The sequence below is a fragment of the Geobacter argillaceus genome, assembly GCF_007830735.1.
Lineage (GTDB): Bacteria > Desulfobacterota > Desulfuromonadia > Geobacterales > DSM-12255 > Geomobilibacter > Geomobilibacter argillaceus.
Map to the genome: position 1 here is coordinate 1 of NZ_VLLN01000002.1, position 14,902 is coordinate 14,902.

Sequence of the window (14,902 nt, forward strand, 5' to 3'; positions counted from 1 at the left end):
AAGTAGAACTGCGGACGGTAGCCGTTGAAGAACGGGGTGTGGCGGCCGCCTTCTTCCTTGGTCAGGATGTATGCCTCGGCCTTGAACTTGGTGTGCGGGGTGATGCTCCCCGGCTTCGCCAGTACCTGGCCGCGCTCAATGTCTTCTCGCTTCACACCGCGCAAGAGGGCGCCGATGTTGTCGCCGGCACGTCCTTCGTCCAGAAGCTTGCGGAACATCTCCACCCCGGTGACGGTGGTCTTGGTGGTGGTCTTGATCCCAACGATCTCCACTTCCTCGCCGACCTTGACGATCCCGCGCTCTACACGACCGGTAGCAACCGTACCGCGACCGGAGATGGAGAAGACGTCTTCCACCGGCATCAGGAACGGCTTGTCAATGGCGCGCTCCGGCTCCGGGATGTAGCTGTCAACGGCATCCATGAGGGCAAGGATGGCAGGCTCGGCCAGTTCGCCCTGCTCGCCATTAAGAGCCTGAAGGGCGGAACCCTTGATGATGGGGATATCGTCGCCCGGGAAGTCGTAGGAGGAGAGCAGTTCGCGAATCTCCAGCTCAACCAGTTCCAGCAGTTCGGCATCGTCCACCATGTCGGCCTTGTTCAGGAAGACAACGATGTACGGTACGCCTACCTGGCGGGCCAGGAGGATGTGCTCACGGGTCTGGGGCATCGGACCGTCGGCAGCGGACACGACCAAGATTGCGCCGTCCATCTGCGCCGCACCGGTAATCATGTTCTTGACGTAGTCGGCGTGGCCCGGGCAGTCGACGTGGGCGTAGTGACGCTTGTCGGTCTCGTATTCCACGTGGGCCGTGGCGATGGTGATACCACGCTCACGCTCCTCGGGGGCGTTGTCGATCTGGTCGAAGGCCTTGAACTCTGCCTGTCCCTTGCCTGCCAGCACCTTGGTGATGGCCGCGGTCAGGGTCGTCTTACCATGGTCGACGTGACCGATAGTGCCGATATTTACGTGCGGCTTCTTACGCTCGAATTTCGCCTTTGCCATTGGCTTACCTCCCGGGCTGATACTAATATTTCAGAGTACGTTCTCTGGTCGCGTAGGTGATACAGAATATTCAATATTGTCCAAAAATGGAGCCCACATCCGGACTCGAACCGGAGACCTCTTCCTTACCAAGGAAGTGCTCTACCTCCTGAGCTATGTGGGCTTAGTCAACATTGGAGCGGGAAACGGGACTCGAACCCGCGACCCTCAGCTTGGAAGGCTGATGCTCTAGCCAACTGAGCTATTCCCGCCTAATTCTGCATATTACTTCTTTGAGATGACAGCCCTTGCTCCGGCCCCAGTTCTCACGACCCTTCGGCCTCCTGGACATCGGTGCGCATACTAATCATCTCTGCGGATTTTCTGGTGGAGGGAGGAGGATTCGAACCTCCGAAGTCGTACGACGACAGATTTACAGTCTGTTCCCTTTGGCCGCTCGGGAATCCCTCCAGGGTGAATTGGCCGTTGTTTCATTCAGTGGAGCTGGCGATGGGACTCGAACCCGCAACCTGCTGATTACAAGTCAGCTGCTCTACCAATTGAGCTACGCCAGCAGAGCCCGCCTTCAACTGCGGACGCGAAGCGAATTCTCTATTTAAAGCAAGCCCGCATTATTGTCAAGATTTTTTTCGCCTGTTGTTTGCATTTGCTCTGCCGGTGCCGGCCCTTCTTTGAGCGGAGCGAACCGGTTGCGCCTGCCACCCGTCCAGCAGCCGCGCCGCATCACTCTCCCGGCCACACCCCCGCAGGGCCTCCAGCACCTGCTGTCGTTCAGCCGGAAGGTGCCAGAGGAGTAGCGCCTTTTGCCGGCGCTTCTCCTTGTCGCTTCTGGCCACATACACCGCCTCTCCCGTAAAAGGATCGATTCCGGTATGGTAGATACAGGTGGCAACGGTCCCAGGGGTGGGGGTAAAGTCCTGGACCTGCTCCACGCGGATATTCAGCTGCTTCAGCATGAGTGCGAGGTCGACCATATCGGCAACGGTGCAGCCGGGATGGCCGGAGATGAAATACGGCACCACCGCCTGCCGCTTGCCGATCCTGGCGCTTTCCTGCCGGAACAGCTCCAGAAACGTTTGGAACGCCTTCCCTCCGGGCTTGCGCATCACCCTGGTCACCCGCTCCACCAGGTGTTCCGGCGCCACCTTCAAGAGCCCCCCCACCTGATGCGTCAGAAGCTCGCGAAAATATGCCGGCTGCCTCGACAGAAGGTCATAGCGGATACCCGAGGCCACGGCGGTGTGGCGCACCCCCTTGATCTGGCGCGCCTTGGCCAGCAGCCGGGCACCTTCCCCGTCGGGCACCTCAAGGTGCGGACAGATCGCCGGAAAAAGACAGCTCTGCCGGCGGCAGTTGCCCCCGGCGTCGGGACCGGTGCAGCGCATAGCGTACATATTGGCGGTCGGGCCGCCGATATCGCTGATACTGCCGCGGAACCAGGGCGCTGCCGCCAGCCGGCCGATCTCTTCCAGCACCGATGCCTCGCTGCGCGATTGGATCGTCTTTCCCTGGTGATGGGTGATGGCACAGAAGGCGCAGCCGCCGCTGCACCCCCGGTGTGTCGTTATGGATGCCTTGATCTGTTCCCAGGCCGGAATCGGCTCATGGTACGCGGGATGGGGCAGCCTGGTAAACGGCAGGGCATAGACCCGGTCCAACTCCCTGGTGGCAAGGGGGGACGCAGGCGGGTTACACACGAGCCAGCGTTCACCGTGACGCTGCACCAGCGGCTTGCTGCTGCCGGGTTGCTGTTCGAGAGCGCTCAACCGGAACGCCTCGGCATATTTAAGGGTATCGCTAGCCACCTCTTCAAATGACGGAACAGCCGTTCCGGCCGGGGGGAAGTTGCGGGCGATGACCGCCGTGCCCGGCAGATCCCGGATCGCAGCGAACGGCTCTCCGTTGCGCAGTCGCTCCGCCAGCTCCAGCAGCGGCCGCTCCCCCATGCCGTAGACCAGCAGGTCGGCCTTGCTGTCAAAGAGGATGGAACGGCGAACCTTGTCCTCCCAGTAATCGTAGTGGGCCAGGCGGCGCAGCGACGCCTCGATGCCGCCGACCACCACAGGCACATCCCGGTAGGCAGCCTTGCAGCAGGAGGTATAGACAATGGTCGCCCGGTTGGGGCGGGCACCGTGACGATTGCCCGGCGTATAGGCATCGTCGTGACGCAGCTTTTTGGCCGGCGTGTAGTGGGCAACCAGGGAGTCCATGGCCCCGGCGGAGACCGCAAAAAAGAGTCGCGGCCGGCCGAGCAGGGTAAAGGCGTCCTTACTTCGCCAGTCCGGCTGCGCAATGATGCCCACCCGGAATCCGTGCGCCTCCAGCCAGCGGGCCAGGAGCGGCACCCCGAAGGCCGGATGGTCGATGTAGGCGTCACCGGTGACAAAGATGACGTCCAACTCGGCCCAGCCGCGCTGGTGGACCTCTTCGGGTGTTATGGGAATAAAGGACATGCGGCTCCTGGTCAGGGAAACAGTGCCAGACCTTCCAGCCCCATATTTTCGGGCAGGCCGGCCAGGATGTTCATGTTTTGGATCGCCTGGCCAGCGGCCCCTTTTACCAGGTTGTCGAGCGCACTGGTGACGATCACCCGGCCGGTTCGCTTGTCAACCGCCAGGCCGATGTCGCAGAAATTGCTCCCCCGCACAAAGGCGCTGGACGGATAGCTCCCTTCGGGGAGAATCCGGACGAAAGCCTCACCGTCATAGAACTCCCGGTACAGGGCAAGGAGTTCGGCCGTGGTGGCCTCGGCCGCCAGCCGGGCGTAGATGGTGGAGACGATCCCCCGGTCCATCGGCACCAGATGCGGCGTAAAGGAAATAGTGATGGTTTCGCCCGCCAGGACCGACAGCTCCTGCTCGATCTCGGGGATATGACGGTGGACCCCGCCGACACCGTACGGCTTGAAGCTGTCGTTCACCTCGCAGAAGAGGTTGTCCACCTTGGCACTCCGCCCGGCCCCGGTAACGCCGGACTTGCTGTCGGAAATAATGGAATCGGTTTCGATGAGCCCCTTTTGCAGCAGTGGCGCCAGCCCGAGGATGACGCTGGTGGGATAGCAGCCGGGATTGGCCACCAGCCTGGCACCGGCAATCTCTTCCCGCCGGATCTCCGGCAGACCGTACACTGCCTCGGCCAGCAGGTCCGGGCTCGTATGGCTCGCATACCAGGCGCCATAGGTTTCGGCATCATGCAGCCGATAATCTGCCGAGAGGTCAACGACCTGCTTCCCCAGACGGAGGAGGGTCGGCACCACGGCCATGGCTGCCTGATGGGGCAGTGCGGTGAAGATCAGATCGGCCTTTTCTGCCGCGGCCTCGGCATCTGCCTTCTCCAGCACCAGATCACACCGGTCCCGAAGAGAGGGGAAAATATCCGATATCCTTTTGCCGGCGCTCTGCTCCGAGGTAACACAGGTCACGGCCAGCTCCGGGTGGGTGTAGAGAAGCCGCAGCAGCTCGACCCCGGTGTAGCCGCTGGCACCAATAACAGCAACGTTCAGCATGAGAAACCTCCTCGCAGAAGTTTGGATTCAATCAGTTTTGTCCGATTAAGAAATTGCTGTACAGTTTTGAAGCCCCGTTAGGGGCGCTCGCTTGTAGCCGGGGGATTCATCCCCCGGCAGAGTGTCAATACATCTCTTCGTCACGTAGGTGACGAAAGTGGCGTTTTGCCAAAGCGACCGGGGAATAAATTCCCCGGCTACAGGCATTCAGTCCCGATGGAACGTAAGCAAAAACTTACGAACACTGCTGGGACGCAATACAGAAAAAGGGGAAAACCCTGACGGATTTTCCCCTTGTCGACCGTATGGCCTTTAGCGTTAACGCTTGGAGAACTGGAAGCTCTTCCGTGCAGCGGCCTTGCCGTACTTCTTCCGTTCCTTCACGCGGGAGTCACGGGTGATGAAGCCGGCCTTCTTCAGGGTGCCACGCAGTTCGGTGTCAGCCTCAAGGAGGGCCTTGGTGATGCCATGCTTGATGGCACCGGCCTGCCCCGAGTCGCCGCCGCCGCGGACCGTGACGTAGATGTCGAACTTGTCCACGTTCTCGGTCAATTCGAGCGGCTGCCGCACGACCATCTTCGAGGTCTCGCGACCGAAGTAATCGTCGAGGGACTTGCTGTTGACCATGATCTTGCCGGAGCCGGGCTTGAGCCATACCCTTGCAATGGAGGACTTGCGCTTGCCTGTACCGTAGAAACTCTTAGTTGCTGCCATCTGTGCTATCTCCTACGAGGAACTTTCTCGCTGTGCGATCGATTAAATGTCCAGCACCTTGGGCTGTTGGGCCTTGTGCGGATGCTCGGGACCGGCGTAAATCTTCAGCTTGCTCAGCATGTGCCGGGCCAGCTTGTTCTTGGGAAGCATTCCCTTGACTGCCTTCTTGATGACATCTTCCGGCTTCTTCTCAAGAAGCTTGCCGGCAGTGATGGTCTTGAGCCCGCCCGGGAAACCGGTGTGATGGTGATAGGCCTTGTCAGCCAGCTTGTTGCCGGTAAGAGCGATCTTGGCGGCGTTCACCACGACGACGAAGTCACCGGTGTCAACGCTCGGGGTGTAGATCGGCTTTTTCTTGCCGCGCAGCACATTGGCTATCTCGGTGGCAACCCGGCCGAGCACCTTGTTATCAACGTCAACCAGGAACCATTCCCTGGTGATATCCTCTTTTTTTGCTACCTGCGTTGTCTTCATTGCTCCCTCACGACTGCGGTAAATAAACCCGGTATCCACGGAAAGTTCGTAAACTAATTCATTCCCCCCATCCTGTCAAGGAAAAAATCCTACGCAAAAACTCTTTAGTAGTAAACTTCCATCAAACAAAGCCCGTGGGCCGGGGCCGTCGGACCAGCGGCGCAGCCCTCCTCCAGGCAGCGGCTGACGCGATCGGGCTCAAAACGCCCCGCCCCCACCGCCACCAAGGTACCGACCATGATCCGCACCATATTCCTGAGGAAGCCGGTGCCATAGACGTCAATATGGATAAACGCCCCCTCCCGGACTATTTCCAGGGCAGTGATCCGCCTGACCGTGGTTCTGGCGGCACAGCCGGTGGTACGGAACGCCGCGAAATCATGTTCCCCGACAAACAGCGCCGCTGCCTGCCGCATCCGCGCAAGATCCAACGGCTTCCGCAGGTGCCAGGCATACAGACGTGCCAACGGGGAGCGGCATTGTGCGGCCAGGATGGTGTAGCGGTACTGTTTCCCAATGGCGTCCCGGCGCGGATTGAACTCTAAAGCCGCCTCGACTGCCTGACGCACGGCGATGTCCGGCGGCAGAAGCGCGTTCAACCCGTCGCGAAACGCCTGTACCGGAACGGCGGTTTCCGTGCCGAATGCCGCCACCATCCCCCTGGCATGCACCCCGGCATCGGTCCGGCCCGACGAGGACAACCGGACAGGATGTTTCACCAGCCGCGCCAATCCCTCTTCCAGCAGTTGCTGGATCGCCAGGCCGTTGGGCTGCACCTGCCAGCCGGCGTAGTTGGTGCCGTCGTATTCGATAATCAGCTTGATCGTACGCACATGCTCTCCAGCGGATGGGCTAGCCCCACCCACGTTGTCACCCGCCGCTACGACACATCCAGTTCGCGGTTTCGGTACATTTTACCATCTCCATACAACCGTTGCGGTGCTATAATTTAATGAGAGAGGAGGGAGGTCTCTGGTCATGATAGACCTCCGCATCGATACCACGCCATACCGGCTGCTTTTGAACGCTCCCCGGGAGCAGAAGAAACCGTCACCCGGCAGATCCCTACCGCTGAAGGACGCGGCAGAGAATCCGGCAGTCAATCTGAAACGAGCACCAATCGACCTGCTGGCAATCCCCCCCCAGAGCGTCAGCCCTGCCCTTGCCGCCAGCATCTACCAGGCGAACATCCCCACGGAGATCTATACCTACCCATTCCACGTCCCCCCGAAAGAGCAATCCGACACCACTGGCAACAGCGGCAACGTCCGGGGCGGGCAGGGCCATGAAGCCGTCACCTTGATCCAGTACGAACCAGGCACCCTGGTCGACTGCCACGCATGAGTCGACAAGGAAGCTGTCCCGGAAATAAAAAGCGCCCCTTGAGAAGGGGCGACTTTTCATCCACCATTGAATTCTTCACCAAGGAGAAAGGCGCTACTTCTCCAGCAGTATCCGCAGCATGCGGCGGAGCGGCTCGGCCGCCCCCCAGAGGAGCTGGTCGCCACAGGTGAAGGCCTGGACGAACTGCGGCCCCATCTTCATCTTCCGTACCCGGCCGATGGGAACCGTCAGGGTCCCGGAAACCGCCGCCGGCGTAAGGTGGGTAAGGGTATCGGCCTTATTGTTGGGCACCAGCTTTACCCACTGGTTGTCGTTCTTGATCAGGCTTTCGATGTCGCCGAGCGGCACGTCCTTGTTCAGCTTGATGGTCATGGCCTGGCTGTGGCAGCGCATGGCGCCGACCCGCACGCAGATGCCGTCCACCGGGATCGGCGAGCTGGTGCCGAGGATCTTGTTGGTCTCGGCAAACCCCTTCCACTCTTCACGGCTCTGGCCGTCCTCGACCTCGCGGTCGATCCAGGGGAGCACGCTTCCCGCCAGCGGGAACCCGAACTCCTTCTTGGGGAGGGCATCGCTCCGCAGGGTGGCGGTGACCATACGGTCGATCTCCAGGATGGCCGAGGCCGGGTCCTGGAGCAGGTGGGCAACGGAGCCGTGCAGCACCCCTTTCTGGGCCAGCAGTTCGCGCATGTTGGGTGCGCCGGCACCGGATGCCGCCTGATAGGTCATGGAGGAGAGCCACTCCACCAGACCGGCGCGGAACAGGCCGCCAAGGGCCATCAGCATCAGGCTGACCGTGCAGTTGCCGCCGATGAAGTCCTTGTCGCCCCGCGCCAGGGCCGCGTCGATAACGTTGCGGTTGACCGGATCGAGAATGATGACCGCGTTGTTTTCCATCCGAAGGGTGCTGGCGGCATCGATCCAGTACCCCTGCCACCCCTGCTTGCGCAGTTCCGGATGCACCGCCTTGGTGTAGTCGCCACCCTGGCAGGTGATGATCACATCAAGCTTCTTCAGCTCCTCGATGTCCGAGGCGTTCTTAAGGGTCCCGGCGTTCAGCGGCGCCGGAGCACCTGCCTGGGAGGTGGAGAAAAAGACCGGCTCAAAACCGAGGCTAAAATCTTTCTCCTCTTCCATCCGCTGGAGGAGAACCGAACCGACCATACCGCGCCAACCGACGATTCCGACTTTCATAGTCCAGATTCCTTTTCTTTGGGTGAAATTTCGTGAATCCGTGAGCCCCGAGCGCCACCGTTACGCTCCAAGTGCCGCTCGCACCGCCGCTGTACGGCTCATTACGCGCCAGCCCATCAACTCGCCCTGACGGGCTCAGACACGATGGTCCGACTATGCTTCATTTCGCCTACAGCGGCTGGTGTTCGGGCACAGTCGCTTCACGGGACACCAGGTTCTCACGGATTCAGATACTGTGGTTACAGCGCAGCGATGATCGCGGCGCCGATCTCTTTCGTGTTGACCAACTTCTCGCCTTCCTTGTTCTGGTAGATGTCCCTGGTCCGGTACCCCTGATCAAGCACCGTGGCCACGGCCTTGTCGATGGCGTCGGCCGCCTCAAGCATGCCGAAGGAAAACTTGAGCATCATGCCGGCGGAGAGGATCTGGGCGATGGGGTTGGCAATCCCCTGCCCGGCTATGTCAGGCGCCGAGCCGCCGGACGGCTCGTACATGCCGAAGGTCCCCTCGGCCAGCGAGGCGGACGGGAGCATCCCCAGCGAACCGGTCAGCATGGCCGCCTCGTCGGAGAGGATATCGCCGAACATGTTCTCGCACAGGATGACATCAAACTGCTTGGGCCAGCGGACCAGCTGCATGGCCGCGTTGTCCACGTACATGTGGGACAGCTCCACGTCCGGATACTCCTTGGCAATGCCGGTCACCACCTCGCGCCAGAGCACCGACGAGGAGAGGACGTTGGCCTTGTCGATGGAACAGACCTTCTTGCCCCTTTTGCGCGCCGCCTGGAAGGCGACATGGGTAATCCGCTCGATCTCCGGCACCGAGTAGCGCATGGTATCAAAACCGACCCGGTCGCGCCCCTGGCCGTCGATCCCTTTCGGCTGGGCAAAGTAGATGCCGCCGGTCAGTTCGCGGATGACCAGCACGTTGAAGCCGCCGGCAATGACCTCTTCCTTGAGCGACGAGGCACCGGTAAGCGACGGGAAGATGATGGCCGGCCTGAGGTTGGCGTAGAGGCCGAAGATCTTCCTGAGCGGCAGGAGTGCGCCCCGCTCGGGCTGTTCGTCCGGGGGAAGGGTCTCCCACTTGGGCCCGCCGACCGACCCGAACAGGATGGCATCGCTGTTTTTGCAGATAGTGACGGTCGTGTCGGGCAGCGCCTTCCCTTCGTTGTCGATGCCGGCCCCGCCAACATTGGCATGGGTCCGCTCGAACGTCACGTCATAGCGCTTCTCCACGGCATCCAGCACCTTGAGGGCCTCTGCCATCACCTCCGGCCCAATGCCGTCACCCGGCAGAACCGCAACCTTGTACACCTTGCCCATCCCGATCCTCCTCGTCGAAAAAACCTGGAAATTTCCCGCTTTGTCTGGTTAGAAAATTGACTGTAAGTTTAAGCCCCGTTAGGGGCGCTCGCCTGTAGCCGGGGGATTCATCCCCCGGATGAGAGTTGCCAATCATCTCTTCGTCACGTACGTGACGGGTGTGGCATCTTGCCAAGTTACCGGGGAATAAATTCCCCGGTAAAAATTCCCCGATATTATTCAGCCGGCCTGCGCCTTGTCAATAAGAAAAGGGGGGCATAAGAAGAGGGGGGCTACTGACCTCATCCGATCTCCTCGATCGCCCCGCCAGGGAGGAGCCGGAACAGATGTCCGCGCCAGCGGACCCGGTTGCCGAGGAACGCCAGCGCCCAGGTGGCAAAGGCGAGCAGGTCGCGCAGCGGCAGAAGCCACAGATAGCGGGGGAGAAGCCGGTCCCGCACGTACCAGCGACTGAAGATCGTGACCACCAGACCCCGCACGGCATAGAGGAGCAGGAGTGCCCACCAGCCGGCCGGGGAGAACCCGGCGATCAGGAGGGCGGCGAGCAGCCCCGCGAACGGCTGGGTGATCCCCGAGGCAAAATAACCGCCGGTACGGGAGGCCCGCATGGTCCGGCACCAGCGGAGTTGGCGGGAGAGGATGCCGGTCAGGCTCTCCCGCTTCATGACGCTCTCCACGAAATAGCCGGACAGCTCCAGCCGGTACCCGGCTAGGTGGATCTTGTTCCCCAACTGGTAGTCGTCGGCCAGGTAGTTCACGAGAGAAGGAAAGCCGCCAATGGCGTCCAGCGCCTCGCGGCGGCAGGCCATGGAGGCGCCCAGCGCAAAGGAAAGCCCTTCCAGCCTGAGCGCCACCATGACATTGGGGATCATCTCCGCCGTAAAACCGAGCGCCTCGAAGACCGTTGCCAGGCCGTCCACCCGGGAGCTCCGGTACAGGGAGGTGACCAGCCCGACGGCCGGGTCGGCAAAGGGGGCGCAGACCCGGGCGAGATACTCCGGGCCCACCCGGATGTCGCTGTCGCAGACGATGACGATCCCGTGCTTCGCCCTTGGCCAGGCGTTCATCAGGTTGCAGACCTTGTAGTTGGGACCGTGGATCGCCGGGTTGATCACCAGCTCGATATCAACCATTGAGAAGGCCTCGATCAGCCGGCGGATTACCGCTACTGCCGGGTCATCGGCCGCGGCAACGGCGAAGAGCAACTGGAACTCCGGATACTCCTGTCGGCAGAAAGATGCGAAGTTCTCGAAGCTCTCCGCATCCATCCCCTTCACCGGCTTGATGACGGTAACCGGCGGCGTGTGGTCCGCTGCCAGGGGGCGGCCGCCGAAAAAGGAGCGGGCGCAGAACAGGCTGATCAGGCCGTAGGCAAGCGACGGGAGAATGACGATAAAGGGGAGCATGGATCGGAGCATAAAACCGGTTCGAGGTTCGAGGTTCGAGGTTCGGAAAAGACATCGAACGTCGAACTTCGAACAGAATTTTACCGGCAGGGTACCACTCCATCCGGCGGCACGCAAGAATTTCGGCGCCACTCGGCCTTCCGCGGATATTGCAGTGCTGCCGCGCCTGTGGTAACGTTGCCAAAACGCGCGCGGAGGAACCCGCATGGACTTTACGGCCGCCCTGGCCCAGATCAAACCAAAACTCGGCTGCCTGGCCGACAACCTCACCCTGGTGGAAGAGGCGGTCGAAAGGGGTATCCGGGAACAGGCAGACCTGATTCTCTTTCCCGAACTGGCCCTGACCGGCTATTTCCTCAAGGACCTGGTGCCGGACGTGGCCCTCTCCCTGGACGCGCCGGAGATCGCCCGGCTCGCTGCACTCTCCCGCCACATCGCCATCGCCGTCGGCCTGGTGGAGGTCACTCCGGACTACCGCTTCTTCAACACGGCCCTGTACCTGGAGGATGGCGCCATCCGCCACCTGCACCGCAAGGTCTACCTCCCCACCTATGGCCTGTTCGACGAACTGCGTTACCTTGCCCGCGGCGACCGGTTCCGGGCTTTCGACAGCAAGTTCGGCCGGATGGGGATACTGATCTGCGAAGACATGTGGCACCTCTCCGCTCCCTACATCCTGGCCATGGACGGCGCTACCACCCTTCTCTGCCTCTCCAGCAGCCCGGGCCGCGGCATCTCCACCGACGACAGGCTCGGCTCGACCGCTGCCTGGCAGCGGCTCACCGCCACGACCGCCACCTTCCTCAACGCCCGGGTGCTCTACTGCAACCGGGTCGGCTACGAAGACGGGGTCAACTTCTGGGGAGGGTCGGAGGTGGTGGCCCCGTCCGGCAGCGCCATCGCCCGGGGTGCGATCCTGGCCGAGGATTTCGTCCTCGCCGGGCTGAAGGAAGGGGAGCTCCGCCGGGAGCGGATCTTCTCCCCCATGATGCGGGACGAAAACCTGGCCCTGACCGTCCGCGAACTGTGCCGGATCGAGGAGGAGAGCAGCCGATGAGCCAGTTGACCGTCAATACCGTGCTGCTGCGCCAGATCCTGGTCGGTTTCATCCGGGACGAGGTCTGCAAGGTGGGAGTAAAAAAAGGGGTGCTGGGATTATCGGGCGGGATCGACTCGGCCCTGGTGGTCTTCCTGGCGGCCGAAGCGCTGGGGCCGGAGAACGTCCATGCGGTCTGCATGCCGTACCGGACCAGCAACCCGCAGAGCGAGGCCCACGCCCGTCTGGTGGCCAAGGCCTGCGGCGTCCGCTTCTCCGTGGTACCGATCACGCCGATGGTCGACGCCTACTTCGACAGCTTCCCCGATGCCGACAACATGCGGCGGGGGAACAAGATGGCACGGGAGCGGATGACCATCCTCTTCGACCAGTCGGCCCTGCACAGCGCCCTGGTGCTGGGCACCAGCAACAAGACCGAGCTGCTCCTCGGCTATGGCACCCTCTACGGCGACATGGCCAGCGCCCTGAACCCCATCGGCGACATCTACAAGAGCCATGTCTGGCAGCTCTCCGAGGCGATCGGCGTACCGCGGGAGGTGATCGAAAAAAAACCGTCCGCCGACCTGTGGGACGGCCAGACCGACGAACAGGAGCTCGGCTTCACCTACCGGGACGTGGACGAACTGCTCTACCGGCTGGTGGACCTGCGGATGACCAGGGCCGAACTGGTGGCCGAGGGGTTTGCCCCGGAGTTCATCGACACGGTCTCCCGCAAGGTGCAGAACTCCCACTTCAAGCGGCGCCTGCCGGTCATCGCCAAGGTCTCCAACCGGACCATCGACCGTGACTTCCGGTATTCGCGGGATTGGGGGAAGTGAGCGGCGTTCTCTACATAATAGCCACCCCCATCGGCAACCTGGAGGATATCACCTTCCGGGCGGTGCGGACCCTCAAGGAGGTCGATCTGATCGCCGCCGAGGATACCCGCCACAGCCGCAAATTGCTCTCCCATTTCGGCATCGGTACAAAGCTCACCGCCTATCACGACCACAACGAGCGGCTGAAGAGCGACCATCTTCTTAGCCAGCTCCGGGAAGGGAAAAACCTGGCGCTGATCACCGATGCCGGCACCCCGTGTATCGCCGATCCCGGGTACCGGATCGCCCAGGCCGCTGTCGCGGCAGGCATCCGTGTCGTGCCGATCCCCGGCCCGTCGGCGGTCATGGCAGCCCTCTCCGCAGCCGGCCTGCCGACGGACCGTTTCGCCTTCGAAGGGTTCCTCCCCCCCCGTCAGGGAAAGCGCCGGGCACACCTTGCCGAGCTGGCCGCTGAAGAGCGGGTAATGCTTTTCTACGAGGCACCGCACCGGCTCGCCGCCACCCTGGCCGACATGCTGGCCGTGCTCGGCAACCGTCAGGTCGTGGTGGCCAGGGAGCTGACCAAGATCCACGAAGAGTTCCGTCGCGGCACCGTCGCAGAGTTGATTGAGTGGTGTGCCGCGCAGGAGCCGCGGGGCGAGGTGGTCATCCTTGTGACCCCGGCAGAGGTGGGCGAGGCGCCGGTTCAGGACCTGGGGACGCTCCTGGCCCGGCACCTTGTCGACGAGGGTTTCAGTGTCAAGGAAGCCGTGGCCAGGGTCACGGCAGAGACCGGCCTTCCCCGCCGGGAGGTCTATGCAGCGGCGTTGAAGATCAAGACGGCTCAGGGCTGAGGGTTCGGGGTTAGATTTTTTTTTGGGGGGGGGAATTAATTTGTTCAGGGGGATTTCGGGCAACATTCTGGCCTTGGGGCTGATCAGCCTCCTGACCGACGTCTCCAGCGAGATGATCTATCCGCTGCTCCCGCTGTTTGTCACGTCGGTACTCGGTGCCGGCCCCGCCTTCCTGGGGATGCTGGAAGGGGCTGCGGAATCCACCGCGGCCCTGCTCAAGCTGGCATCGGGGATTGTCTCCGACGGTCTGCCGCGCCGCAAACCCCTGGTCCTCTTCGGCTACACGCTTTCCTCCTGTGCCCGGCCGCTCATCGCCGCCGCCACGTCACCACTGGCCGTGCTCCTGATCCGGCTTGCCGACCGGGTGGGCAAAGGGGTGAGAACCTCCCCGCGGGACGCCCTGATCGCCGATTCTGTCGATCCATCGCTCCGCGGCAGGGCCTACGGCTTCCACCGCTCCATGGATCACGCCGGCGCGCTCATCGGCCCCTTGGTGGCCACCCTGCTCCTGGCCACCGTGGTGCACGATCTCCGCACCCTCTTCTGGCTCGCCGCCATCCCCGGCATTGCAGCAGTGCTGGTCATCGTCTTCTTCGTCAGGGAACCTTCCCGCCGTGATGCACCCGGCGCCGCCATCCGCCTGGTCACCCCACGTGGCGACCTCCGCGGATTTCTCCTGATTCTCTTCCTCTTCACCCTTGGCAACTCGTCGGACGCCTTCCTGCTCCTGAGGGCCGGGACCCTGGGGGTGACACCTGCCAGGATTCCGCTCCTCTGGTCCTTTTTTCACCTGAGCAAGATGCTCACCGCCACCCCGTTCGGCGCCCTCTCCGACCGACTCGGCCGCCGGCAACTGATCATCGCGGGCTGGCTGGTCTATGCCCTCGCCTACCTGGGTTTCGCCGTTGCCACCAGCGAATGGCAAATCTGGGCGCTCTTCGCCTTTTATGGCCTTTTCTACGGGCTTACGGAAGGGGTAGAAAAGGCGCTGCTGGCCGATCTGGCGCCGACCACGGAGCGAGGCAGCGCCTTTGGCTGGTACAACTGCGCCATCGGCGCCGGTGCGCTTCCTGCCAGCCTCATCTTCGGCTTCGCCTGGCAGCGGTTCTCGCCACAGGCGGCCTTCGGCATGGGAGCGGGATTGGCGCTCATTGCCGCACTGTTGTTGGGGTCTATGGTTAAAGAGAAGACCTGATGAACAACCCCGCCGCAAGCAGCGGGGTAT

14 protein-coding genes and 4 tRNA genes are annotated in these 14,902 nt (G+C 62.2%); 5 read left to right on the top strand and 13 right to left on the bottom strand.

Annotated elements, in window-relative coordinates:
* From tuf to truA, 10 genes are all read right to left on the bottom strand, one after another.
* Positions 1-1,004, bottom strand: a 1,004-nt coding sequence (tuf, locus tag JN12_RS01480) for an elongation factor Tu (RefSeq protein ID WP_145017396.1), incomplete at its 3' end; no start/stop codon positions are given.
* Positions 1,005-1,091: 87 nt separating this feature from the next.
* Positions 1,092-1,167, bottom strand: a tRNA-Thr gene (locus tag JN12_RS01485).
* Positions 1,168-1,178: 11 nt separating this feature from the next.
* Positions 1,179-1,255 (bottom strand) — tRNA-Gly (locus JN12_RS01490).
* A gap of 113 nt (positions 1,256-1,368) precedes the next feature.
* Positions 1,369-1,454, bottom strand: a tRNA-Tyr gene (locus JN12_RS01495).
* 28 nt (positions 1,455-1,482) lie between these two features.
* Positions 1,483-1,558, bottom strand: a tRNA-Thr gene (locus tag JN12_RS01500).
* A gap of 63 nt (positions 1,559-1,621) precedes the next feature.
* Complete coding sequence (locus tag JN12_RS01505) at positions 1,622-3,457, bottom strand: YgiQ family radical SAM protein (protein ID WP_145017398.1); 1,836 nt, start codon at positions 3,455-3,457, stop codon at positions 1,622-1,624.
* An 11-nt stretch (positions 3,458-3,468) separates the two neighbouring features.
* Positions 3,469-4,509 carry an N-acetyl-gamma-glutamyl-phosphate reductase gene (argC, locus tag JN12_RS01510; protein WP_145017400.1) on the bottom strand — a complete coding sequence of 347 codons (1,041 nt, stop codon included), beginning with the start codon at positions 4,507-4,509 and terminating at the stop codon, positions 3,469-3,471.
* 318 nt (positions 4,510-4,827) lie between these two features.
* Positions 4,828-5,223, bottom strand: a complete 396-nt coding sequence (gene rpsI / locus JN12_RS01515) for a 30S ribosomal protein S9 (protein WP_145017401.1) — start codon at positions 5,221-5,223, stop codon at positions 4,828-4,830.
* Between the two features lie 42 nt (positions 5,224-5,265).
* A complete protein-coding gene (gene rplM / locus JN12_RS01520) occupies positions 5,266-5,697 on the bottom strand; it encodes a 50S ribosomal protein L13 (RefSeq protein ID WP_145017403.1) in 432 nt (143 codons plus the stop codon).
* Positions 5,698-5,801: 104 nt separating this feature from the next.
* The gene (gene truA, locus JN12_RS01525; protein ID WP_145017405.1) at positions 5,802-6,530 is read right to left on the bottom strand and encodes a tRNA pseudouridine(38-40) synthase TruA; all 729 of its coding nucleotides are present in this window, start codon (positions 6,528-6,530) and stop codon (positions 5,802-5,804) included.
* 145 nt (positions 6,531-6,675) lie between these two features.
* Here truA and JN12_RS01530 point away from each other — a divergent pair, with 145 nt between their 5' ends.
* Positions 6,676-7,041 (top strand): hypothetical protein, encoded by a 366-nt coding sequence (locus JN12_RS01530; RefSeq protein ID WP_145017407.1) that lies wholly within the window; start codon positions 6,676-6,678, stop codon positions 7,039-7,041.
* Positions 7,042-7,134: 93 nt separating this feature from the next.
* On the opposite strand, the gene asd is transcribed toward JN12_RS01530, so the two are convergent.
* The 3 genes from asd to hpnI form a co-directional block, all read right to left on the bottom strand.
* Positions 7,135-8,235, bottom strand: a complete 1,101-nt coding sequence (asd, locus tag JN12_RS01535; protein WP_145017409.1) for an aspartate-semialdehyde dehydrogenase — start codon at positions 8,233-8,235, stop codon at positions 7,135-7,137.
* Between the two features lie 239 nt (positions 8,236-8,474).
* Positions 8,475-9,563 carry a 3-isopropylmalate dehydrogenase gene (gene leuB, locus JN12_RS01540; RefSeq protein ID WP_145017411.1) on the bottom strand — a complete coding sequence of 363 codons (1,089 nt, stop codon included), beginning with the start codon at positions 9,561-9,563 and terminating at the stop codon, positions 8,475-8,477.
* 281 nt (positions 9,564-9,844) lie between these two features.
* Positions 9,845-10,981 carry a bacteriohopanetetrol glucosamine biosynthesis glycosyltransferase HpnI gene (gene hpnI / locus JN12_RS01545; protein WP_145017412.1) on the bottom strand — a complete coding sequence of 379 codons (1,137 nt, stop codon included), beginning with the start codon at positions 10,979-10,981 and terminating at the stop codon, positions 9,845-9,847.
* A gap of 193 nt (positions 10,982-11,174) precedes the next feature.
* Between hpnI and JN12_RS01550 the strand changes: the two genes are divergently transcribed.
* Genes JN12_RS01550 through JN12_RS01565 form a run of 4 tightly spaced genes read left to right on the top strand, consistent with a single transcriptional unit; the run spans position 11,175 to position 14,872 of the window.
* Positions 11,175-12,026 carry a nitrilase-related carbon-nitrogen hydrolase gene (locus tag JN12_RS01550; RefSeq protein ID WP_145017414.1) on the top strand — a complete coding sequence of 284 codons (852 nt, stop codon included), beginning with the start codon at positions 11,175-11,177 and terminating at the stop codon, positions 12,024-12,026.
* Positions 12,023-12,844: an NAD+ synthase gene (locus tag JN12_RS01555; RefSeq protein WP_145017416.1), complete on the top strand. Its 822-nt coding sequence runs from the start codon at positions 12,023-12,025 to the stop codon at positions 12,842-12,844. Before JN12_RS01550 ends, JN12_RS01555 begins: the two co-directional genes overlap by 4 nt.
* A complete protein-coding gene (rsmI, locus tag JN12_RS01560) occupies positions 12,841-13,677 on the top strand; it encodes a 16S rRNA (cytidine(1402)-2'-O)-methyltransferase (protein ID WP_145017418.1) in 837 nt (278 codons plus the stop codon). Before JN12_RS01555 ends, rsmI begins: the two co-directional genes overlap by 4 nt.
* A gap of 40 nt (positions 13,678-13,717) precedes the next feature.
* A complete protein-coding gene (locus tag JN12_RS01565; protein WP_145017420.1) occupies positions 13,718-14,872 on the top strand; it encodes an MFS transporter in 1,155 nt (384 codons plus the stop codon).
* Positions 14,873-14,902: the final 30 nt, after the last annotated feature.

Bases quoted from the DNA above. Each gene is read 5' to 3' on its own strand.
- argC (WP_145017400.1), bottom strand. From the start codon at position 4,509: ATGCTGAACGTTGCTGTTATTGGTGCCAGCGGCTACACCGGGGTCGAG.
- hpnI (WP_145017412.1), bottom strand. From the start codon at position 10,981: ATGCTCCGATCCATGCTCCCCTTTATCGTCATTCTCCCGTCGCTTGCC.
- JN12_RS01505 (WP_145017398.1), bottom strand. From the start codon at position 3,457: ATGTCCTTTATTCCCATAACACCCGAAGAGGTCCACCAGCGCGGCTGG.
- rpsI (WP_145017401.1), bottom strand. From the start codon at position 5,223: ATGGCAGCAACTAAGAGTTTCTACGGTACAGGCAAGCGCAAGTCCTCC.
- rplM (WP_145017403.1), bottom strand. From the start codon at position 5,697: ATGAAGACAACGCAGGTAGCAAAAAAAGAGGATATCACCAGGGAATGG.
- JN12_RS01550 (WP_145017414.1), top strand. From the start codon at position 11,175: ATGGACTTTACGGCCGCCCTGGCCCAGATCAAACCAAAACTCGGCTGC.
- JN12_RS01555 (WP_145017416.1), top strand. From the start codon at position 12,023: ATGAGCCAGTTGACCGTCAATACCGTGCTGCTGCGCCAGATCCTGGTC.
- asd (WP_145017409.1), bottom strand. From the start codon at position 8,235: ATGAAAGTCGGAATCGTCGGTTGGCGCGGTATGGTCGGTTCGGTTCTC.
- JN12_RS01530 (WP_145017407.1), top strand. From the start codon at position 6,676: ATGATAGACCTCCGCATCGATACCACGCCATACCGGCTGCTTTTGAAC.
- leuB (WP_145017411.1), bottom strand. From the start codon at position 9,563: ATGGGCAAGGTGTACAAGGTTGCGGTTCTGCCGGGTGACGGCATTGGG.